Origin of the sequence: Rothia sp. (in: high G+C Gram-positive bacteria), from assembly GCF_030540545.1 — a bacterium.
Lineage (GTDB): Bacteria > Actinomycetota > Actinomycetes > Actinomycetales > Micrococcaceae > Rothia.
Map to the genome: position 1 here is coordinate 162,329 of NZ_JAUNVZ010000002.1, position 20,168 is coordinate 182,496.

The 20,168-nt window shown below is 58.0% G+C and carries 20 protein-coding genes; 18 read left to right on the top strand and 2 right to left on the bottom strand.

The window, feature by feature from the left end; translation table 11 throughout:
* The first annotated feature begins 27 nt into the window (after positions 1–27).
* The 10 genes from Q4P78_RS02385 (at position 28) to Q4P78_RS02430 (ending at position 10,126) form a co-directional block, all read left to right on the top strand.
* Entirely contained in the window at positions 28–1,491 is a 1,464-nt protein-coding gene (locus Q4P78_RS02385; RefSeq protein ID WP_303338711.1) for a hypothetical protein, read from the top strand.
* Between the two features lie 147 nt (positions 1,492–1,638).
* Entirely contained in the window at positions 1,639–2,031 is a 393-nt protein-coding gene (locus tag Q4P78_RS02390; RefSeq protein WP_303338712.1) for a hypothetical protein, read from the top strand.
* Positions 1,970–2,542 carry a hypothetical protein gene (locus Q4P78_RS02395; protein WP_303338713.1) on the top strand — a complete coding sequence of 191 codons (573 nt, stop codon included), beginning with the start codon at positions 1,970–1,972 and terminating at the stop codon, positions 2,540–2,542. The genes Q4P78_RS02390 and Q4P78_RS02395 overlap by 62 nt, the downstream gene beginning before the upstream one ends.
* 160 nt (positions 2,543–2,702) lie before the next feature.
* Positions 2,703–3,680, top strand: a complete 978-nt coding sequence (locus Q4P78_RS02400; protein WP_303338714.1) for a hypothetical protein — start codon at positions 2,703–2,705, stop codon at positions 3,678–3,680.
* Positions 3,681–3,726: 46 nt separating this feature from the next.
* Positions 3,727–4,728: a hypothetical protein gene (locus tag Q4P78_RS02405; protein WP_303338715.1), complete on the top strand. Its 1,002-nt coding sequence runs from the start codon at positions 3,727–3,729 to the stop codon at positions 4,726–4,728.
* A 309-nt stretch (positions 4,729–5,037) separates the two neighbouring features.
* Positions 5,038–5,955, top strand: coding sequence for a hypothetical protein (locus tag Q4P78_RS02410; protein WP_303338716.1), 918 nt, complete (start codon positions 5,038–5,040; stop codon positions 5,953–5,955).
* Between the two features lie 113 nt (positions 5,956–6,068).
* Complete coding sequence (locus Q4P78_RS02415) at positions 6,069–7,109, top strand: LysR substrate-binding domain-containing protein (protein ID WP_303338717.1); 1,041 nt, start codon at positions 6,069–6,071, stop codon at positions 7,107–7,109.
* A 122-nt stretch (positions 7,110–7,231) separates the two neighbouring features.
* Positions 7,232–7,738 carry an NUDIX domain-containing protein gene (locus tag Q4P78_RS02420; RefSeq protein WP_303338718.1) on the top strand — a complete coding sequence of 169 codons (507 nt, stop codon included), beginning with the start codon at positions 7,232–7,234 and terminating at the stop codon, positions 7,736–7,738.
* Positions 7,738–8,904, top strand: coding sequence for a glycine betaine ABC transporter substrate-binding protein (locus tag Q4P78_RS02425; RefSeq protein WP_303338719.1), 1,167 nt, complete (start codon positions 7,738–7,740; stop codon positions 8,902–8,904). Before Q4P78_RS02420 ends, Q4P78_RS02425 begins: the two co-directional genes overlap by 1 nt.
* 1 nt (position 8,905) lies before the next feature.
* Positions 8,906–10,126, top strand: coding sequence for a pyridoxal phosphate-dependent aminotransferase (locus Q4P78_RS02430; protein WP_303338720.1), 1,221 nt, complete (start codon positions 8,906–8,908; stop codon positions 10,124–10,126).
* A gap of 165 nt (positions 10,127–10,291) precedes the next feature.
* On the opposite strand, the gene Q4P78_RS02435 is transcribed toward Q4P78_RS02430, so the two are convergent.
* Together Q4P78_RS02435 and xseA are read right to left on the bottom strand one after the other, a co-directional pair.
* Complete coding sequence (locus Q4P78_RS02435; RefSeq protein WP_303338721.1) at positions 10,292–10,531, bottom strand: exodeoxyribonuclease VII small subunit; 240 nt, start codon at positions 10,529–10,531, stop codon at positions 10,292–10,294.
* Positions 10,532–10,570: 39 nt separating this feature from the next.
* Positions 10,571–11,842: an exodeoxyribonuclease VII large subunit gene (gene xseA, locus Q4P78_RS02440; RefSeq protein WP_303338722.1), complete on the bottom strand. Its 1,272-nt coding sequence runs from the start codon at positions 11,840–11,842 to the stop codon at positions 10,571–10,573.
* A gap of 205 nt (positions 11,843–12,047) precedes the next feature.
* Between xseA and Q4P78_RS02445 the strand changes: the two genes are divergently transcribed.
* From Q4P78_RS02445 to Q4P78_RS02480, 8 genes are all read left to right on the top strand, one after another.
* Complete coding sequence (locus Q4P78_RS02445; protein ID WP_303338723.1) at positions 12,048–13,133, top strand: 4-hydroxy-3-methylbut-2-enyl diphosphate reductase; 1,086 nt, start codon at positions 12,048–12,050, stop codon at positions 13,131–13,133.
* Positions 13,134–13,278: 145 nt separating this feature from the next.
* Positions 13,279–13,989 (top strand): hypothetical protein, encoded by a 711-nt coding sequence (locus Q4P78_RS02450; RefSeq protein WP_303338724.1) that lies wholly within the window; start codon positions 13,279–13,281, stop codon positions 13,987–13,989.
* Positions 13,990–14,238: 249 nt separating this feature from the next.
* Positions 14,239–14,790, top strand: a complete 552-nt coding sequence (locus tag Q4P78_RS02455; protein ID WP_303338725.1) for a hypothetical protein — start codon at positions 14,239–14,241, stop codon at positions 14,788–14,790.
* A 237-nt stretch (positions 14,791–15,027) separates the two neighbouring features.
* Positions 15,028–15,690, top strand: a complete 663-nt coding sequence (locus tag Q4P78_RS02460; protein WP_303338726.1) for a hypothetical protein — start codon at positions 15,028–15,030, stop codon at positions 15,688–15,690.
* Positions 15,691–15,952: 262 nt separating this feature from the next.
* Positions 15,953–16,936, top strand: a complete 984-nt coding sequence (locus tag Q4P78_RS02465; protein ID WP_303338727.1) for a hypothetical protein — start codon at positions 15,953–15,955, stop codon at positions 16,934–16,936.
* Positions 16,937–17,265: 329 nt separating this feature from the next.
* A complete protein-coding gene (locus Q4P78_RS02470; RefSeq protein WP_303338728.1) occupies positions 17,266–18,141 on the top strand; it encodes a hypothetical protein in 876 nt (291 codons plus the stop codon).
* Positions 18,142–18,291: 150 nt separating this feature from the next.
* Positions 18,292–19,221, top strand: coding sequence for an ABC transporter ATP-binding protein (locus Q4P78_RS02475; RefSeq protein WP_303338729.1), 930 nt, complete (start codon positions 18,292–18,294; stop codon positions 19,219–19,221).
* A gap of 54 nt (positions 19,222–19,275) precedes the next feature.
* Complete coding sequence (locus Q4P78_RS02480) at positions 19,276–20,043, top strand: ABC transporter permease (protein WP_303338730.1); 768 nt, start codon at positions 19,276–19,278, stop codon at positions 20,041–20,043.
* The last annotated feature ends 125 nt before the right edge of the window (positions 20,044–20,168 follow it).

Genomic DNA, 20,168 nt, shown 5'->3' on the forward strand with positions numbered 1-20,168 from the left:
GTAGAGCTAGTAGAGAAAGGACAAGCTGTGCTTCCCAGCTTTGACCAGTGGAAAACCGACTTTATGGCGCGCACCGGCAGCGCACCCGGCGAGCAGGATATTAAAGCTGCCCTGGGCGTAGAGTTTACCTTCCAGTCGGGCGCAAACTCCCTGGCAGCATCCGCGCAGGCGCCCAGCTACACTCCCGTACCGCCTGCCCCCGCCGCTGAAGAGACCACCATTCTGGACGAAACCCAGATTATTGACAGCTTGCCCGCACCCGCTACCGCCACGGCCATGCCCGCGCCCAATAGCGTACCTGCGCCCAACTCTATTCCTGCGCCGACCGCTATACAGCCCGCCGTGGCATCGGCTGCACCTGCAGCGCAGACTGCTCCCGAATCTATTGAAGCTGAACGAGCCCCCAAACCCGCAGCTTTTGTGCCCGCACCCTCTACCGGCGGTACGGACAGCACCTATCCCCGTCGCGAGCGCACCGAGAAGCGTCGCAGCCCCCTGCTGGGTGTGATTGCCGCTCTGCTGGTGGTACTGATTGCTATGCTCGGTGGTTTCTTCGCTTTCCAGCAGCTGGGTTTCGGTCAGCAGCAAAATACTGCCGCCAGTGCTTCGGCACAGGCTAGTGTACAAGGTTCAAGTTCCGCTGTCCCCAGCGCAAGTACTCGGGCAAGCAGTACAACGCCCAGCGTTAGCGCTTCTGCAACCTCCACGAGCGCAAGTATCACTCCCAGTGCGAGCGCCAGCCCCTCGACGGCAAGCGCCGCGAACTCCAAGAGCTGGGTAACCGTGCGTGAACTGCGCTCTGAAAACCGCGCCCCCGAGAATAAGTCCACCGATACCTCGCCGGTGGGCGCGGGTACTTTCTGCGGAACCGGCCCGTCGAGTCTGGGGGATAAGGACTCCAAGATCTACATTATGAAGGCTCAGACCGGTATCTCTTGTTCCGAGGCTCAGAGCATCTTCTCCAACTACGCATACTCTTCGTCGAACCGCGATATGAAGGGCTACACCTGCGAGGCAAATAATGCCGAAAACACTCGCCGTTTCGGCTACAGCCACGTGTGCTCCAAGGACGGTTACGCCCTGGTGCTGACCAGCGTGCCCTTCCTCTCCGGTACCCCGCAGACCAACTTTAAGACCACCACCTTTAGCACCGCTAATGGCGCGACCGTGTGCGTGTTCAATAATGCCTCGGCGGATATTACCTGCCAGTCCCATTTGAACTCTTCGCCCAGCGGCTGGGACGGCCAGCGCGGCAACCCGGTGGCCCAGGTGTCCCTGGGCACCGGCTCGAGCGTGTCTAGCAATGCCACGCTCATGGCTTCGGATTCTTCCAGTGTGCTTTCGGGCGCTAATGGTGAGAAGCTGTACGCAGGCGAGACGATCACTCTTTATAACGTCAGCTGCAAGGCGACCAGCGATTCGACCGTGCAGTGCTCGAGTGCCTATAACGCTTTTGTGATCGGCCCGGACGGTGTGATTGCTCAGAGTTAGACTCTGCTAGGGCTAGCAACACCTGTAATATTCGCGCTATATTGAGCGCACCCTGACCATCTAACCTCGAATCACCGTGTACAACTATTGAAGTGATAGGGGGCTATGTTAGGGTGGAAGAACTACGTCACCGATATCGGAGAAAACATGTCTGAACCTCCTTATTCTTACCCCCTGTCCCCGCAGGATTGGGCGAACCAGTTCGCGGCACGTACCGGTCGCACCCCGACCCAGGCGGATTATGAGCAGGCGCTCGCCGCAGGCCAGGTGCAGCCCGTGGATGCAGCGCCCGCCCAGCCCGGTTATGCACAACCCGGCTATGACCAGCCCGGTTATAACCAGGGTGGCTACGCACAGGATCCCTACGCGCAGCAGTCCCAGTACGCCTATGATCAGCAGGGTGCCGCCTACGCTGGTTACCCCGCGCCGCAGAAGAAGTCTGCGCTGCCCCCTGATTCTGGGCATTGGTGGCGGCGTGGTGGCACTGCTGGTTGTTGTTGCGCTGATTCTGATTTTTGTGGTGCCTCGCGGGGCGCATAATAGCTCGGCAGACGCTTCGGCTACCGCTAGCCAGTCGGTCTCTGCCAGCCAGTCCCCGAGCGCATCTGCAAGCTCTTCCAGTGCAAGCCCCAGCCCGAGTGCAAGCAGCAGCTCTGCCAGCGCCTCGGCAAGCGCGAGCCGTAGTGCCTCGGCAACTCCCTCCGCAAGCCCTTCAACCAGCACCAGTGCAGCGGCTAAGTACACCGTGGATCAGATTGCCGGTAATTACACTACGAGTTACCCGGTCAATGGTGTTAACGCCGATTTCACGCTGCGTTTGAAGGCTGACGGTACCTGCGGTATGGGTTTCACTACTACTCTTGACGGCCAGTCCGTAACTGTTGATGAAGCAACTACCGAATGCACCTGGAGCATTAGCAGTTCGGGTACTCATGTAACCCTTCAGGCAACCAACCTGGAAGGTACCAAGACTCGCGGTATGTTCCGCATTGAGGATAAAGACACGCTGCAGAATATTATGTCTACTCAGGAACGTTATACTCGCGTCTAAACACCTGTGAATGCAGCTTGCTATGCACGGCTGCATGCGGTCGGTGCGTTCTTCGCGCCGTAGCTTCCCGCACAGGAGCTACAGGGCGGGAGCGCACCGACCATTTCCCAACCACCCATTTCACTCGGCGAATATGTGACCCTACGAGACCATAGAGCCAATGACCACCGAGAACCCTTTGAATACTTCCCCTTCCGATAACTCCCGCACGCCCGAGGAGGCCAGCGGAACCCCTGAGAGCACGCAGGAGCTGCAGGTACCCCAAGCACAGGTACCCGTCGCCGAGACAAACACCGCTCAGAGCTCCACCGACCGCACTGATAAAGCCAGCGATGCCCAGAACGAAGACTTCGGCACCTTCATCTGGGACGAAACCGCAGCCACCTATATTAGCCAGGACTTTAACGTCCCCTATCTGGAGCAGCTGCACGAAACAGAAGAGCAACTCGAAGAGCCAGAGAGCGAACCCGAAGAAGACACCGAGAAGAGCAACCGCAAGAGCAAAATCGCAAGTATCGGCCTGGGCGCGGGCGCTATTGCCCTCACCCTTGGGGCTGCGGCGGGCGTGTACACCATGACTCAGCCCAAGAGCGGGCCGGAACGAAGCCCCTCCGCCAGTGCCCCCACCTCCGCTACGGTAGAGGCACAGGCACAGCAGAACCATCCGGTACACACCGAAGACGGCGAAAGCCCCTCACGCGTAAAATATAGCGCCGAAGATTTCATCGGGCAGGAATATATTATGACCAATGAAGTTGACGGTCACCGCCTGGACACCTACCTGAAATTCAATGCGGATAATACCTGCACCATCAGCAATGTGCTGCACACCGCCAATACCGAATACCATAATCGCGACGCGTTTAGCAGCTGCAAATGGGTGCTGAACTCCTCCAGCGCGCGTATTTATGTCACCACGGTCTTTTCCGGGGATAAAGACAACGGCTATGATATTTTTGAAATTAAAAGCCGCGATCGTTTGCACAGCGTCAATAGTAACCAGAACCCCTACTATCGTGTAGGAACCGCTCTGGCGCCGGGCAGCAGCCCCTACGCCCGCCCGAGCAAGGAGGGCACGCCCGCCGCTGCCCCCTCGCTGGCGATTAGCCCGGGATCGAATGCAACTCCAAGTCGCTAGCGCCCCCGCCCGTATTTAGTAACCGATTCACCGACCGAGAACGACTATGAGTAACCCCCTGACTCCCGCCGCATGGGCACGAAAATTCTATTTCGCCCACGGACGCCGCCCCACCAACGGCGAGTACCGTGCCGCCTATGAGGCGGGCGAGGTTACCGCTGTCGACCCCGCGCAGCCGCCGGTACGCACCCACTATGAGGAAAGCACGGACTTCTATGTGGATGAAGAAAGCACCGTGCTGCTGGGCGAGGATGAATTTAGCGAATTTAACCGCGCGCAGTTCGCCAATCGTACCGGTCGTTCCGCACCCGAAGGCTGGGGTAGCTCTGCCTCTTCTGCAGGCGCTGGTGCAGCAGGGGCAGGTGGGGGAGCGCTTCCTCCCCATACCACAGGCCCTCTGCCTCCTGATCAGACCGGCACCCTGAGCTATAACCAGCCGACCTCGCGTAAGCCGCTCATGCTCACCCTGACTATTTCATTGAGCGTACTGATTGTGCTGCTGGCTCTGATTCTTTGGGGTGTGAGTACCCGTACTACGGGCGCTCAGGATCAGCCAGCGGGACCCATTACGACTGGCTCGGCGAGCGCTTCTGCCAGTGCGAGTATGAGTGCAAGCGCAACCCCGAGTGCTACCCCCACCCCGGCAGCAACGACCACGAGCGCCGCGCCCAGCCCGACCGCTACCTCCGAGCGTCCCCCGGCGGTCAGCGGTGAAGAAATCCAGGGTATTTACTCCGTGCCCACCAGCGAGTTCACGGATAAGAAGCGCGCTATTCACCTGGTGATGCGCGCCAATAATAGCTGCACCATGGTCACCTATAGCGAGCAGGCGGAGCGTATCGAATACCCCTGCGAGTGGAAAATGACGGGTAAGAATGTGGCGATTACGCTCAAAACCTCGACCCTGAAGTTTAACGGCGAGATTGAGGGTAGCACCCTGACCCTGAGTATGACCTACCAGGGTGAGACCACCACCCACCACTATGCGAAGGTTAGCTCCACCGTGACTGATGAAGAGATAGCTGCCCTGGGCCCGGGCTCTGGTTAGTAGCTATAAAGGTCAGCGCTGGATAAGCTGAGGACAGTGTGTTCGCCGGTTATCTCTTCTAAATGGCGGCGGCCAACGCTCACCTTCAGCATGGCTGTTCACCTGATAGGAGCGTCTAAGGCGGTGGTACATCTACGGATGTACCACCGCCTTAGTGTACCTACGAGCTATGGGTCTGGGAGGGAAGCATAGAGGGGAACCGAGCAGGGGAGTAGAGTCTTGAAACTGGGCGGTGACGAGAAAAGAGTTATAACCCCTGAAGATTCTCTATACTGAGTAAGGCATTAGTTGATGATGAGAAAGAATACTATGACTCAGAACCCCAACCAGGGTTACGGCTACGATAGCGCCGCACCGCAGCTGCCCGCACCCGCACAGCCCGTACAGCAGGCTCAGCAGCCTGTGCAGGTCTCTCCCGTGGAGAGCGTATCTGCACCCCTGACTCCCGCTCCAGCGAATGCAGCAGCGCAGAATGCAACCCCGCAGCCGGCGCAGCCTCAGCCTGCTCCCGCCTACACCGAGCAGCCCAGCGCACCGCTGACGGTAGAGCAGCCCACCGGTACCTTCATCCCCAACCCTTACGCGCTGCAGGGCACTCAGTTCGACGCGAACGCACCCAAGCAGAAGACCCCTCCGGCGACCGCGCACTATATTATGGCGGGTCTGATTGGTCTGGCTATTCTGCTGGTGTATATTGTGCCGGTTCTGCCCATTGCCTCGGGAGGCCTGTTCGGCGTAAACGTCTCGTTGAACTGGTTTACCGATACTTCGTCTCTGGATGAGTCGAATCCTTATACGCCGATGGCAATGGTGACGTATGTCTTCAATACCGTGCTGCTGCTTTTCGTGATTCTTTTCGTGGCTCTGCGCAACACCGCGATGCGTATAACCACCGGTATTATTGCGATCGTCTGGGGTCTATGCCATATGGGCTTTGGCGTGCTCATGTGGATGGCTCTGTCGAACTCTAAGTCTTCCAGTAGCTACGGCGCGTTGATGTCGATCGGTCCGAGCTTCCCTGTACTGGCGCTTACCGGTCTGATTATGACTGTTGCCGGTATTCTGATGTTGCTCAAGTTTAGCCCGAAGAATCAGTCGGTACTGCCGATTCAGCCCATCCAGCAGGTTCAGCCCGTTCAGACCGTTGCACCGGTTCAGCCGGTTCAGCAGAATCAGCAGGTTCAGCAGCCCGCACCGGGTACCACCGAAGGCACTCCGCAGGCATAAGCGTCTGCCGCTGACTCTACACTAAAACGACCCGAGAGCTATCTCGGGTCGTTTTTCTAGTGCTCAATATCCCTAAACAGGCGCTCGCCGCGCAACTATGACATGATAGAAGAATGACTGAAAACCACAGCACCGCAGAAGAACTCAGCGCCGAAGAGCGCCTCGCCGCCCTGCTGCCCACCCTGCCCGCCTACCTGCTGGAGGTTATTCAGCACCCCAAGGCACTGCCATTCCCCGTCTTCGAACGATCCCAGCTGCGCATCGGCTACGTACCCGCCATTATGCCCGGCAAATGGTTCACCCGCTGGCATGAACGCTACGGCGACCGCGTGCAGCTTGCAGAAATGCCGCTAAACACTGATAGCGGTCTGGCAATGCTCGATAAGCCCCTGGGACTGGGCGATGAGGCACGCGCCGCCGAACCGCTCATGCACATGTGCATCCTGCGCCCGGATAAAGAACCCGAAAGCCAGGATAAGGAACGCTACCACTCCATTCGCCTCTACGAAGAGCTGCCCGTGGTCGTGTTGCCCAAAGACCACGTGCTCACCGTACTCGATGAAGTGCCCGTCGAAGAGCTCGCCGAAGAATTCCTCATGCACGAGCCTGAAGACTTCCCCGCATGGGCTGAACTCTCCGCAGAATACCGTGCCGCCAACCCGCGCCGCGTGCCCGAATACCGCCACGATAAAGACGCCATTGAACTGGTCGCCGCAGGCGTGGGCCTGTACATTGTGCCCATGTCCATTGCACGCTACTACCATCGCAAGGACCTAACCTACCGACCCGTGACCGGCCTGGACACCTACCCGGTGAACCTCGTGTGGAAGCGCCGCCCCAAGGAAGACCCGCGCACCGAAGCAGAAGAAACCATTATTCAGGACTTCATCGGCATTGTGCGCGGCCGCACCGCCACCAGCGACCGAGGCAGCGAAACCAAACAGGCACGCGCCGAACGCATCGCCGCCGAAAAAGCATGCGAAAAAGCTAAAAAGCGCGCCGCCAATGCGCGCCGCGAAGCCAATGACCGCAAGGCAGCCAACGCCCGTAAGAACGGTAATGCCCGCCAGCACGCGCGCCAATCCGCAGCCAATGCGCAGGCACGCCGCGCCGCCGACAAGAAGGCACGCAAAGCCAAAAAGCGCGCCTCCTAAACGTGGAAGGCTAAAAGTTCACGTATAAGAGCCTGGGAATACCCTCAACTACCAGGGGATTCTCAGGCTCTTATGCACCCGGACGGTCAGAAGCACACGGGGAAAGCGATACACTAGAAACTATGGCACTTTCAATGGAAACCCGACCCGCAGCCTATGCGCTGATCATCGAACAAGGCAAAATTCTGATGACGCGCTGGGTCCCCGAAGACCCCAGCATGGCACCCATGTGGTCCCTGCCCGGCGGCGGAATGGAACCCGGAGAACAAGCCGACGAAACCGCCCTGCGCGAAGCCCTCGAAGAAACCGGCTACTCCATTGCCATTGAAGACATCCTCGGAGTACACGCCGGCCATTTCCCCGCGCGCACCGGCATGTACGGCTCCAAGCTGCCCTTCTGCGCCCTGCGCATTGTCTACCGCGCCCACATTGTCACCGGCGAGCTACGCCATGAAGAGAACGGCTCCTCCGATATTGCCCGCTGGGTACCGATCTCCGAGCTGGATAGCCTGCGCACCGGCAGCCTGATTGACGAGGTAGCATCCATGATGGGCTACCCCAATGCAGCCAGCTGGGCACGCGAATACCGCGAATTCTTAGATGACGAAAACGCACGAAAGCTCTCCTAATGGTCAGCAATCACCCGCATAAAACCTGCGTAAACCGCTGCGATATTAGCCGCCGAACCATGCAGCACCGAACCCTGCAGCGCCGCACTCTGCTGGGCGCCGGCGCGCTTCTTGGTATGGGCGCGCTCCTATCGGCCTGCGCAGAAACCAAACCCAGCTACACCCCCGACCCCTCCGCCAGCGCGTACCGCCCCCTAAACCTGCACCTGCACGGGGTCGAAGACATGCCCATTATCGCCGCCGTGTACGCGCAGGCGCTTATTGCTGTGGGCTACGAAGTCATTATTCACACCGGCACCTATAGCCGCGAAGAATACACTCGCGCCCTGCAAAATAGCGAAGAAACCAATACCGAAGGCGCCAGCCTGGATATCGTGCTGGACCTATCCCACGACCTGCTGCTAGAAAGCACACAAGACGCGAAACTCTCGCCCGCATCCATCGCCAGCGAACGCGCCGCAGCCAGTGCAAGCGCCAGCGCAGAAGCCGCCGGAGTCACCCTCAAACCCAGCCCCAGCGTAAGCACGGGGCCCACCCCCAGCGCCTCGCCCAGCTCCAGTAGCGCTTTCAATATTCGCGCCATGAGCAGCAGTGATATTATCAACGCCATTAAACGCGTGCTGCCCGAAAACATTAGCGTGCAGGATGCACTCAACGCCGACTTTGACGAGGTGCTCACCGTAACCAGCGCCTTTAGCACCGTGAGTGGCATTAATTCCCTGGCTCAGATTGCCGACTACCCTCAAGCCGCCGGGCTGCGCTACGAGCTCTCCAGCTCATACGCAACCAGCAGCTACGGCATGGACGCAATCACCAAAGCCTATAAATTCACCGTTGGAAGCGTAGTCAACGATTCCAACCCGGCAGATCGCGTCGCCGCCATTATTAGCGGAAGCGCCCAGATCGCCCAGCTGCGCTCTGTAGACCCTGCAATCAGTGATAATCTACTAGTGACCTTAGCAGACCCGCAGAATATCCAGATGCGGCAACAGCTGCTGCCTCTAACCCGAGCGCAGCTGCCCGCCAGTGCACGTGAGACAATCGCGAAAGTATCGGCTACGCTAGATAACAACAACATAACTTTCCTGCTACGCCTGACCGGCGGCGCTAACCCCGTCTCCACTGAAGACGCAGCGAAATTTTGGTTAGAACACCCTAGGAAATAACATGGCAACCTACCGTCAATCCTCAAAACTGAATAATGTTCTCTATGACATTCGCGGACCCATTCTAGAAGAGGCCCAGCGCATGGAAGCGCGCGGCCACCGCATCCTCAAGCTGAACATTGGCAACCCCGCCCCCTTCGGTTTTGAAGCGCCGGACGCCATTATGATGGACATTATCCGTCACCTGCCCGAAACCCAGGGCTACTCTGACTCCCGCGGCCTGTACTCGGCACGCACCGCCATTGTGCAGTACTACCAAACCCGCGGAATCCTCTCCCTGGACACCGACGACGTGTACCTGGGTAACGGTGTCTCCGAACTGATCCCCATGGCGCTGCAAGCACTGTGCGAAATCGGCGACGAGATTCTGATCCCCATGCCCGACTACCCGCTGTGGACAGCATCCACCGCGCTGGCAGGCGGCAAGCCCGTGCACTACCTGTGCGATGAAGAGAACGACTGGTACCCCGATCTGGAGGATATTCGCTCCAAGATCACCGAACGCACCCGCGGCATTGTGGTTATCAACCCCAATAACCCCACCGGTGCCGTATACCCGCGCCATATTCTTGAAGGTATCGCCGACATTGCCCGCGAGCACAACCTGGTGGTCTTCGCCGACGAAATCTACGAAAAGATCACCTACGACGGCGCCGTAGCAATCAATATGGCAACCGTGACCAAAGATGACGTGCTCTGCCTGACCTTCTCCGGTCTGTCCAAGGCATACCGAGTCTGCGGTTACCGCGCCGGCTGGATGGCAATCACCGGCCCCAAGCAGGACGCCACCAGCTACATTGAGGGTATTAACCTGTTGGCATCCATGCGCCTATGCTCCAATGTGCCCGCACAGCACGCTATTCAGACCGCTCTGGGCGGCTACCAGTCCATTAACGAACTGATTCTGCCCCAGGGCCGCCTATACGAGCAGAACAAGCTGGCACACACTATGCTCAACCAGATTGACGGCATTACGTGTAAGCCCGCACCCGGTGCGCTTTACCTCTTCCCGAAGATCGATATTGAAAAGTTCGATATTCGCGACGATGAGAAGTTCGTGCTGGATCTGCTGAAGGAACAGAAGATTCTCTTTAGCCACGGCTCGGCGTTTAACTGGCATAAGCCCGACCATTTCCGTCTGGTCTTCCTGCCCGATGTGCAGACCCTGACCAGTGCGCTGGAACGTCTGGGTAACTTTATGGCTGATTATAAGCAGAAGTAAGACTGGCTGTAGACGCTGATATATCAGCGGATATACACGCGAGAATACAAAGAATCCCGGCACTGCCTTCTAGGAGGCGGTGCCGGGATTCTGTATGCGCATTTTCTTTTTTTGGGGAGCCAGGCGAGGGGGTGAAGTACGCCGCACCGCACGCAGGAGGCGCTGCTAGTGCTGCTGAGCCTGCTGCGCCTGAGCCAGGCGCTCGCGGGCACCCTCAAGCCACGCCTCGCAGCGCTTAGCCAGAGCCTCACCGCGCTCCCAGAGGGCAATGGACTGCTCCAGATTGCTCTGACCGCTCTCAAGCTGGCGGACGACCGCATCCAGCTCAGCACGAGCCTGCTCATAGCTGAGGGTATCCACCGGGGCACCCATGGCCTCGGAAGAGAAGACAATATTTTCAGACATTTATACTCCTTGTATCAAGCGTTATATCGGGTTGAAAGACTAGACCACGCGAACATCGGCGGTGCCCTGCTCAGCGTGAATCACCAGGGGCTCGCCGGAGGTTAGCAGAGAAGTATCGCGCACCAGTGAACCGTCAGCGCGCTGCACAATCGAATAACCGCGCGATAGAATCTGCAGGGGAGAAAGAGCCCTCACACGCGCCAGGGTATGACCGATTGCGTCGGATTCACGGCGGATGCGCTGCTCCACCGCGCGACTGGCACGCTCACGCAGACGGTAAAGCTCATCGGTGCGCCAATTCAAATCGGTCTCGGGCTGAGACATGGACGGGCGGCTACGAATCGCCTGCAGCCCCTGGTGCTGCATATCCAAGAAGCGCGTAACGGCTGCCTTCATGCGCATGCGCGAATCCTGAATGACCGCCATCTCTTCGCTCAGATCCGGCACGATATTCTTACCGGCATCCGTGGGGGTGGAGGCGCGGAAATCAGCCACCAGATCCAGCAGGGGCTGATCCGCCTCGTGACCAATAGCCGAGACCACGGGAGTCTGAGCGGCCGCCACGGCACGGATCAGAGCCTCATCGGAGAAGCCCAGCAGATCCTCAAAGGAACCGCCGCCACGGGCAATAACAATCACATCCACCTCGGGGTGAGCGTCCAGCTCACGCAGTGCGGCAATGACCTCACGCGGAGAATCAGCTCCCTGAACCTTGACGGTGCGCACCTCAAAAGCCACCTGCGGCCAGCGCGCCGAAGCATTGCGAATCACGTCTTTTTCAGCATCCGAATTACGGCCGGTAATCAGACCCACACGATGCGGCAGATAAGGCAGAGGCTTACGCAGAGCCGGGTTGAACAGACCCTCAGCCTGCAGCTTCTCGCGCAGCTGCTGCAATTGCTCGTGCAGATTACCGGTACCCACCGCGTAGATCTGCTGAGTATTGAGCATCAGGCTACCGTTTTTCCACAGGCTGGGCTTGACCGCGGCAACAATGCGCGAACCCGGCTGAATATTCTGCGGAAGAGTGGCAGCGGCACGACCAAAAAGGGATATTGAGAAGGAATAGTCCTGCTCAAGATCCTTAATGTCGATATAAACAGTGGTACCGCGGTGTCGGATAGAAACCACCTGAGCCTCAACCCAGGTCTGCGGGATCTTCGCCAAATAATCGCGGGTATTGGTCGCCAGAAGCGCCAGCGGCCATGGGTTGGTCGCCTCGGTCATATTTGCCTTCGGCGGCAGCTGACGCTCCGAGAGCGCAGGCACCACCAGCTGGCCGGAGGGTGTCATCGTGGCAGGGATACTCATATCTCTATTGTGACCTATAAAAACCAAAAGTGTGCACCAAACGGGCACAGGCGCAACGCTTAAGGTGAAACTGAGGTGAGACTATAGTGCCGCAGGGCAGTGAACACGGTACCTTTAAAGGCTGAAGCTTGACGCGCGGAAAGCGCCTGCGACCCAGCGCACAGGCACTTCACGCACCGCGCCATAACCACGTAGGATAGAGTTCATGTCCACTGAAACCATCTCCCTCGGTCTGCCCGTCGTACCTCGAGTACGCCGCACCCGCGAAGATATCGAAGCAGCAGCGCCCGTTACCGGCGAGAAGAAAGTCCTGCTGGCAACCCCCCGCGGTTATTGCGCGGGCGTGGATCGCGCCGTGATCGCCGTGGAAAAGGCACTGGAACACTACGGTGCGCCCGTGTACGTGCGCAAGCAGATTGTGCACAACCGCCACGTGGTGGAGACCCTGGAAAAGCAGGGTGCGATTTTCGTGGACGAAGTCGATGAAGTACCCGAGGGTTCGGTGACCGTTTTCTCCGCTCACGGTGTCTCCCCGGCTGTAGTCGCAGCCGCCGGTGAGCGCGAACTGAACACTATTGACGCAACCTGCCCCCTGGTGAACAAGGTGCACCGCGAGGCTGTGCGATTCGCTAAGCAAGACTACGATATTCTGCTGATCGGTCACACCGGTCACGAAGAAGTCGAGGGTACCGCCGGCGAGGCCCCCGACCATATTCAGATCGTGAACTCTCCTGACGAGGTCGATCAGGTGACCGTACGCAACCCCGATAAGGTCGTGTGGATTTCTCAGACCACCCTGTCGGTGGACGAGACCCTGGAAACTGTGGCGCGCCTGCGCGAGCGTTTCCCTTCTCTGCAGGATCCGCCGTCGGATGATATTTGCTACGCGACCTCTAACCGCCAGGGCGCCATTAAGGAGATCGCTCCTCAGGCTGATTTGGTGATTGTGGTTGGTTCTGCGAACTCGTCGAACTCTGTGCGTCTGAAGGAAGTGGCCGAGGAATACGGCGCTAAGCGTGCCGAGCGTGTGGACTTCGCTCACCAGGTGGATGAGTCCTGGTTTGAGGGAGTGGCGACCGTTGGTTTGACCTCCGGTGCGTCGGTGCCCGAGGTATTGGTGCAGGAGGTACTGCAGCTGCTGGCTGAGTACGGTTATAGCACCATTGAAGAGGTTGAGACCGCTAAGGAAGATATTCTCTTCTCCCTGCCTAAGGAGCTGCGTGCCGCTCTGAAGAATGACGAGAACGCGGGCCGCCAGTTGGGCGGTCGAGGCGCGAAGCCGACCCGCTAGTTTCTGACGCAGCGTAGAAAAAGCCCGTTTATGCACGTTTAGCCCAGGTTTACCCGGGCTAAACGTGCATAAGCGGGCTTTTTCTGTACGGCGGTGCGTGATAGGGTAGAGGGGCACTACACAAAACCGTTAATAGAGGAGCATCGTGTCTCAGTACCCTCAGGGTCCCCTCTCGGCGCAGGATTGGGCTAACCAGTTCTACGCGACCTACAACCGCCAGCCTAACGCTGATGATTACCAGGCAGCTATTGCAGCCGGCCAGGTTGTTAATCCCAACGCCCCCGCACAGCCCGCTCAGCCGGTAGCTCCGCAGCAGCCTGCTCAGGATGCGGCTGCCTACGCACAGGGCGCGCAGCCCGGTTATGCTCAGCCTGGCTATCCTCAGCAGCCCGTGGCGAAGAAGTCTAATCTGGGCCTGTGGCTTGGCCTGGGTGGTGGCGCGCTTGCCATTATTTTGGTGGTTGTGCTGCTCTTTGTCTTCGGCGTTTTTGGTGGCACCAAGAGCGCTGCAGGTAAGTATGAAGCGGATATGACTGACTACTTTAAGTCCACTAGTGGTAGCAGCCTAAGCCTTCCTGCCGGTGCTAGTGTCAAGGTGACTTTGGACCTCAAGAGCGATAAGACCTGCTCCATGTCGATGGCAGCTGGGCCTGTAAATATGGAAGTCACCAAGGACTGCACCTGGAGCCAGGACGGCCGTAAGGTTACTCTGACCGCTAAGTCTTCGACATCTGATTCTAGCAGTGAGTCTTCTGTCGATGTTGAGCTGAGCGAAGATGGTAAGAGCCTGAATGCCAAGAGCAAGGATAGCTCTTTGACAATGGGCTCTTCTGTTGAATTCAAGCGCGTTTCCTAAGCTCTCGCTAGAGATCTCTGGCTAATATATAGCGTGTATACACCGGGTAGGATTGGATTATTCTCCTTTCCTACCCGGTGTTTTATGCTTTCGCGTTTATAGGTCTTTACTCTGAGATGTGAGTGCGACTCGTATCGCAAGATACATGTAACCCTATACCATAGGTTGAGTGTTTTGTTTCCTCTAATAGCAACGGGGGAATCCCCAAACACATACAATACACAGCCAATGATAGATAGAGGGTAACCCATGACTGAGAATATTCCCCAGCCTTCCAATATCCCGCCCGCACAGCCCGCACAGGCAGCTCAGCCCGGTATGTCTGCACCCGGCACCGTTCCGGAACCCGCGGCGCCCGCCTCCAAGAAGACCCTGTGGTACGCACTGGGCGGTGGTGGTATAGCCATTATTCTGCTGGTTATTATCCTGGCGGTCAGCGGTGTATTTGCGCCCAAGGGACCGGCCGGTAAATACGAGGTGGATATGAAGCAGCTGGCGCAGCAGAGTGGTGCGAGCGAATCCGAGATTAATTCCGATGCCGTGGCGCAGTCCTATATGCGCATGGACATCAAGGAAAATAACACCTGCACCCTGGTTGCTAAGCTGGGTTCCCACCGCGAGAATAGCGCTGATTGCACCTGGCAGAAGACCGACGAACACCTCTACTCCTTTAAGATTGAGGGAGAATCCGATGAGATTCAGGCTCGTCTTTCCGATGATGGCAAGGACTTTGTTCTCTGGGCTGGTGACGATTCGGATGACGGCCCCACCGGTACTAGCGTGACCTTCAAACGCGTGTAATAGCCTCATGGGCGTGAGCGGGTAGATTCTTCGAGGATCTACCCGCTTTCTGTTTATTGGAGTACTCAAGAGAGAAGGATGCAGCGCTCGCCTGCTCACTATATCTTGCTGTATGCGGGTAACGGGCTGAGGGAGGCAGTGTCTTTCAGCCTTCTTTATAGTTGAGGCGCTAGAGTAGAGCCAACCATGGACACTGCGCGCTGCATTCTAGGCGCGCCATAGCATATGAGGAGAGCTATGAGTCAGAATCCTGCGCCCTTGGATCCGCAGTCCTGGGCGAATCAGTTTTACGCAGCCCATAACCGTCAGCCTAGCGCTGAGGAGTACCAGGCTGCTCTTGCTGCCGGTCAGGTAGTTATTCCGCAGAGCGCTGTCCCGGCGGGTGTTGCTCCGGCTCCGCAGCCGGCGCCCCAAACCCCCGAGCAGAAGAAGAACGCGAAGGTGCTGCTCTGGTCTTCGGCTGCTACCGTTGGTTTGATCCTTCTGGTGGTTATTGCTTTGGCGGTTATTGGTATGTTTTCTCAGCCGAAGAGCGCAGCCGGTAAGTACAAGGCAGATTATGCGCAGATGGAGAAGGCATTTGGTGATGGGTCGGCTCCTCCGAGCTCGATCAATACCGATGACGTCTATATCACTCTGGAACTCAAAGAAGATAAGAGCTGCGAGGTAGAGATGAGTCTGGGCTCTGCTCAGAAGACTAAAGTGAGCGATGGCTGCTCCTGGGAACAGAACGGCAACAATATCACTCTCAAGGGCTGGGATTCTTCCTCTAAGGAGGGTCATGCGACTCTCTCTAACGACGGTAAAACCCTGACTCTTGACGGTACAAAGACTGAGAAAACGAACGGCGTAAGTAGCACCTCGGAGAAGAAGCTCGAGATGAAGCGAATGAACTCTTAACGGTACGGCTGATTGGAACCATAAGCGGTGGGGTGGATACGTGAGTATCCACCCCACCGCTTTAGTACGCTCTGAAGATCGCCTAAGACGCCGAAGGGCAGGGGAGAGACGCGCTGCGAATCGCTTTGAGGAAACTCCCAGCTCGTATTCATCAAAAGCCAAGCTAAACACCAGGAAGCCTCCAGCCCGGGCGCCTACTGTAGAAAACAGATACCCGCGCAATTGTGCGCGCTCATCACACCCCAACATACAGGAGAATCCCATGAGCCAGAGCCCCTTCGGCCCCAGCCCCCTAGAACCTCAAGAATGGGCTGACCGCTTCTACGGTCTGCACAACCGTCAGCCCACCGCCGAGGACTACAACGCCGCCATTGCCGCCGGTGAAGTACGAGACCCGAATGCACCCGCGGCTTTTACCCAGAGCCAACCGGCGCAGCCCGCAGTATCACCGGCTCCCGCAGCCAGCCCCTCCCCCTATAGCGGCGGATACTCCCAACCTGCGAACACCGGATATGGCGCACCCGGCTATTCCAATGCACCCTATAACGCACCAGGTTATGGCGGCCAGCCACCATACGGTGCCCCTGCAGCGCAGAAGAACAATACCGGTCTAATCCTAGGTATCGCCGGAGGCGGCGCGGCACTGCTGCTAGTCATCGTGCTGATTGTGGTTTTTGCAGTCAGCAGCCGCCCCTCCTCAAATACTCCGGCGGCACAGCAGAGCACTACGAGCGCGGCGCCCGCCTACACCCAAGCACCCGCTCCGGCGACTACCTCCCCGGAGGCGCGACCAACCGAAAATAGTGAGCCACCCGCACCACGCTCCACCCCGAGCCCGAGCCGCACCACCAGCTCGCCTGCACCTCAGCGCACCACCACCAGCGCGGCAGCGCCCGGCGGCTCCACCAAGGATAAGGCAACGATGGCGGGTACTTTTGCCGCTGTGGGTACTCTCAATAACGGTGAGAAAGTAGCTATTGTCTTCCACCTCAAGGCGGATGGCACCTGCTCCCTGGATATGCACAGCGAACGTAACGGCGCTCAGGTCCACAATATGGATGTGCTGGCAACCTGCGACTGGTCCTTCATCAGCGATTACATTTTCGTTAGCGGTCGCTGGCAGTCCGATGGTAGCGGCACCGCTAAACCATTTGTTGAGCGTTTGACCATTGTCGATAAGGACACCCTGAAGAATAAGGAGAACCCCAATATAGAGTACAAGCGTATTGACGAGGTACGCGGATAAGTACGGCGCATAGCCCTCAGTTCAGAGCAGCGGGGCGGATACATGAGTATCCGCCCCGCTGCTTTTGTATGGGGGAGTGTATGGTGAGAGCGAGCTGAGAGGGCAGCTGTGCAGCGGATCAAGAAGAAGCGATCTTTGCTAGATCATGGCTATGGTCCCCACACAATCACCGTTACACAACCGCCCGGAATAATCAGCCTTATCTCTCAGCGAGTTTGCAGGAAAAGCGGGGTAGTTTTCAGCTATCTATAAGCTTTATCCCGTACAGTAAATACCTGAGAGTTTCAGCGGGTCATACCCGCATCCCACGACATGCATTGGATACTACGATGAGCAACTACCCCAACTCTTCTGGTGGCGCCAAGAGCTACGCCGAATGGTACAACGAATTTACCCGCACCTACGGCCGTGCACCCAGCGAAGCTGAATACCAGGGCGCTCTTGCCCTCGGCCAGGTGCTTTCCCGCGAGTCCAGCGCACAGGCAACTTCTCAGCCCGCCCAGCCGGCACAGCCCGTACAGGCAGCACCTGTAGCACCGGCACAGACCGCATACCAGCAGGCACCCGCGCAGCCGGCAGCCTATGCAGCACCCGGCGCAGCCTACGGCGCTCCCGGCTACCCCGCTCCTCGCCGTTCCAATACCGGTCTGATTCTTGGTCTGGTCGGCGGAGGCGTTGGCCTGGTGCTGGTTATTCTGCTGGTGTTCTTTATGACCGGTGTATTTGCGGTGGCTTCTTCTTCGAGCACCCCGATAGCGCACTCCTCGACCTCCAGCAGCGCACCGTACAGCCAATCCCCGGCACCCAGCTCTTCGAGCGCTAGCCGATACACCTCCTCGGACTTTACTTCCTCTCGTTTCGCTGTACGTATTCCTTCAGAAACCACTCAGGATTTGACGATGATTTTCAAGTTTGAGTCTGGCGCAAAGTGCAGTGTGGCTGCCTCGGGTAAGAGCGGCGGTACTGAAAAGACCATTGATAATCTGGAGGCATTCTGCACCTGGTCGGTATACTCCGGCAAACTGCATATGAGCGTTCGCATGAAGGAGGAAAGCTCGACCGCAGATTTCGACTTCAATATTATTGACATCGATACCATTGAAGATGGGGACGGTTTCAAGATGGTACGTATGGGTTCCGGTAAGGAAATCCCCAATGCTGAGGGCGGCAGCTCTCGTAGTGGCGGCTCCGGCGGCCTGATCTAAGGGTTCTTCCTTGAGACTCTCATAAGGACAAAGGGCGGGTGGATACTAATCCACCCGCCCTTTGCCGTGCTCGCAGTCATGACATCTGTCATGGCCAAGTGATGACACTCTGCCCTTCTGCCGCGAGGGCGCATCTGATGTACTAGAACTATGAAAACAACAGTACTTCCCCCGGTCATCGACATCCGCAACGTCTACCAGCGTTTCACCACGCAGCACAGCAGCATTACCGCCATCGACGGCATAAGCTTCACCGCCCAGCACGGCGAAATCATTGCGCTGTTGGGACCCAATGGCGCCGGCAAAACCACCCTCATCGACATGATCCTGGGGCTTGCCACACCCGCCGAAGGCACCGTGCTCATCAACGGCAAAAGCCCCGCTACCCAGGCACGAGCCGGCTACATCGGCGCCATCTTCCAAGAAGGAGGACTGCTCAAAGACAGCACCGTCGAACAAACCGTGCTCTCCCTGGCAGCCCTCTACCCGCGCCCCATCGACACAGCAGCCGTCATCGAGCAAGCGCAGCTGACCAAGCTACGCAAGCACAAAGTAGGTGCCCTCTCCGGCGGCGAACAGCAGCGCCTGCGCTACGCCCTAGCCACCATGCACCAGCCGCAACTGCTTATCCTTGACGAACCCACTGCAGCCATGGACGTCAACGCCCGCCAAGCCTTCTGGGCCAGCATGGAACGCGTAGCCGCCAGCGGAATCACCATTATCTTCGCCACGCACTACCTGGAAGAAGCCCAAAACTTCGCCCAACGTATCGTGATGCTCAACCGTGGCACAATCATCGCCGACGGCAGCCCCGAAGACCTGCGATCCCTGGCCGGAGCAAAACATATGAGCTTCTACGCCAGCGACACCATAGCCCTACCGCAGGTAGAAATCATCCCCGAAGGCGCCGGATACCGCCACAAGCTCACCAGCACCGAGGTGGAAAAAATCCTGCCCGCTCTACTGGCCGAGCACCGCATCAGCGACCTGGAAATTATTAAACCCACCCTGGACGAAACCTTCACGTATCTGGTGGCAGAATCCAACCGCGCTGACTCCAATCGCACAGCTTCCAAATAGGCCGGTTTCACACAGGCTAAATCCCATCGCCGTATCGCACGCTAAGGAAACATCATGCTTCGCTACACCTACTACGAAATTCTGCGCACCGTCTTGAACAAAAGCGCACTCTTTAGCTTCATTCTCATGCCGGTCGCCTTCTACCTGCTCTTTGGCGCCATGCAAAGCAGCTCCTCATTCCCCATGCATGACGGAACAGTGGGCACCTACGTTATGATCGGCATGGCAATCTACGGGGCTGTACTCTCCGCCACCGCCCTGAGCGGAAATATGGTCACCGAGTTACAGAGCGGATGGGCGCGCACCCTGGGACTCACACCCCTACGTTTTAGTCACTACCTGGCCAGCAAAATTATCACAGCCCTGTGCGCAGCCACCCTCTCGGTCACCGCAGTCTTCGGGGTGGGCGTATGCACCGGCACTAAAATCCCGCCACCGCAGCTACTAGGATGCGCCGCCGTCATTATTTTCTCCTCGCTGCTCTTCGTGCTCTACGGCATGGTCGCGGCCCTGATTATCCCCGGCGAGAACGCCGTATCGATCGCTATCGGCCTGGTGGTTATGTTCGCCATGTTCGGCACTCTCTTTGTTCCGCTGCCCGAAACGCTCATGCCCTGGGCACGCTACACCCCGCTCTACGGTATGGCGCAGCTGGCACGCCGACCCTTCACCAACGGGGATATTATCTACCAGAATGATGAAGGGTTCCGCTACATGACCGAAAGTCTGGGGGCTGCCCTGGCAAATTACGGCGCATGGCTGCTGATCTTCACCGTGCTGCTGGCGCTGCTCTGGCGACGCCGCGCCACCGTGCGTCGCTAAATACAGCATGGCGCTCATACCGCAAGCGCTCCAATACAGCACAGCGCGCTCAATACAGCACAGCGCCAAGAACACGCCCCAAAACTGGCTGCGATACCCACACCCGGCGGTATCGCAGCCAGCGG

Bases quoted from the DNA above. Each gene is read 5' to 3' on its own strand.
- Q4P78_RS02390 (WP_303338712.1), top strand. From the start codon at position 1,639: ATGTCTGAACCTCCTTATTCTTACCCCCTGTCCCCGCAGGATTGGGCG.
- Q4P78_RS02400 (WP_303338714.1), top strand. From the start codon at position 2,703: ATGACCACCGAGAACCCTTTGAATACTTCCCCTTCCGATAACTCCCGC.
- Q4P78_RS02405 (WP_303338715.1), top strand. From the start codon at position 3,727: ATGAGTAACCCCCTGACTCCCGCCGCATGGGCACGAAAATTCTATTTC.
- Q4P78_RS02410 (WP_303338716.1), top strand. From the start codon at position 5,038: ATGACTCAGAACCCCAACCAGGGTTACGGCTACGATAGCGCCGCACCG.
- Q4P78_RS02415 (WP_303338717.1), top strand. From the start codon at position 6,069: ATGACTGAAAACCACAGCACCGCAGAAGAACTCAGCGCCGAAGAGCGC.
- Q4P78_RS02420 (WP_303338718.1), top strand. From the start codon at position 7,232: ATGGCACTTTCAATGGAAACCCGACCCGCAGCCTATGCGCTGATCATC.
- Q4P78_RS02425 (WP_303338719.1), top strand. From the start codon at position 7,738: ATGGTCAGCAATCACCCGCATAAAACCTGCGTAAACCGCTGCGATATT.
- Q4P78_RS02430 (WP_303338720.1), top strand. From the start codon at position 8,906: ATGGCAACCTACCGTCAATCCTCAAAACTGAATAATGTTCTCTATGAC.
- Q4P78_RS02435 (WP_303338721.1), bottom strand. From the start codon at position 10,531: ATGTCTGAAAATATTGTCTTCTCTTCCGAGGCCATGGGTGCCCCGGTG.
- xseA (WP_303338722.1), bottom strand. From the start codon at position 11,842: ATGAGTATCCCTGCCACGATGACACCCTCCGGCCAGCTGGTGGTGCCT.
- Q4P78_RS02445 (WP_303338723.1), top strand. From the start codon at position 12,048: ATGTCCACTGAAACCATCTCCCTCGGTCTGCCCGTCGTACCTCGAGTA.
- Q4P78_RS02455 (WP_303338725.1), top strand. From the start codon at position 14,239: ATGACTGAGAATATTCCCCAGCCTTCCAATATCCCGCCCGCACAGCCC.
- Q4P78_RS02460 (WP_303338726.1), top strand. From the start codon at position 15,028: ATGAGTCAGAATCCTGCGCCCTTGGATCCGCAGTCCTGGGCGAATCAG.
- Q4P78_RS02465 (WP_303338727.1), top strand. From the start codon at position 15,953: ATGAGCCAGAGCCCCTTCGGCCCCAGCCCCCTAGAACCTCAAGAATGG.
- Q4P78_RS02470 (WP_303338728.1), top strand. From the start codon at position 17,266: ATGAGCAACTACCCCAACTCTTCTGGTGGCGCCAAGAGCTACGCCGAA.
- Q4P78_RS02475 (WP_303338729.1), top strand. From the start codon at position 18,292: ATGAAAACAACAGTACTTCCCCCGGTCATCGACATCCGCAACGTCTAC.
- Q4P78_RS02480 (WP_303338730.1), top strand. From the start codon at position 19,276: ATGCTTCGCTACACCTACTACGAAATTCTGCGCACCGTCTTGAACAAA.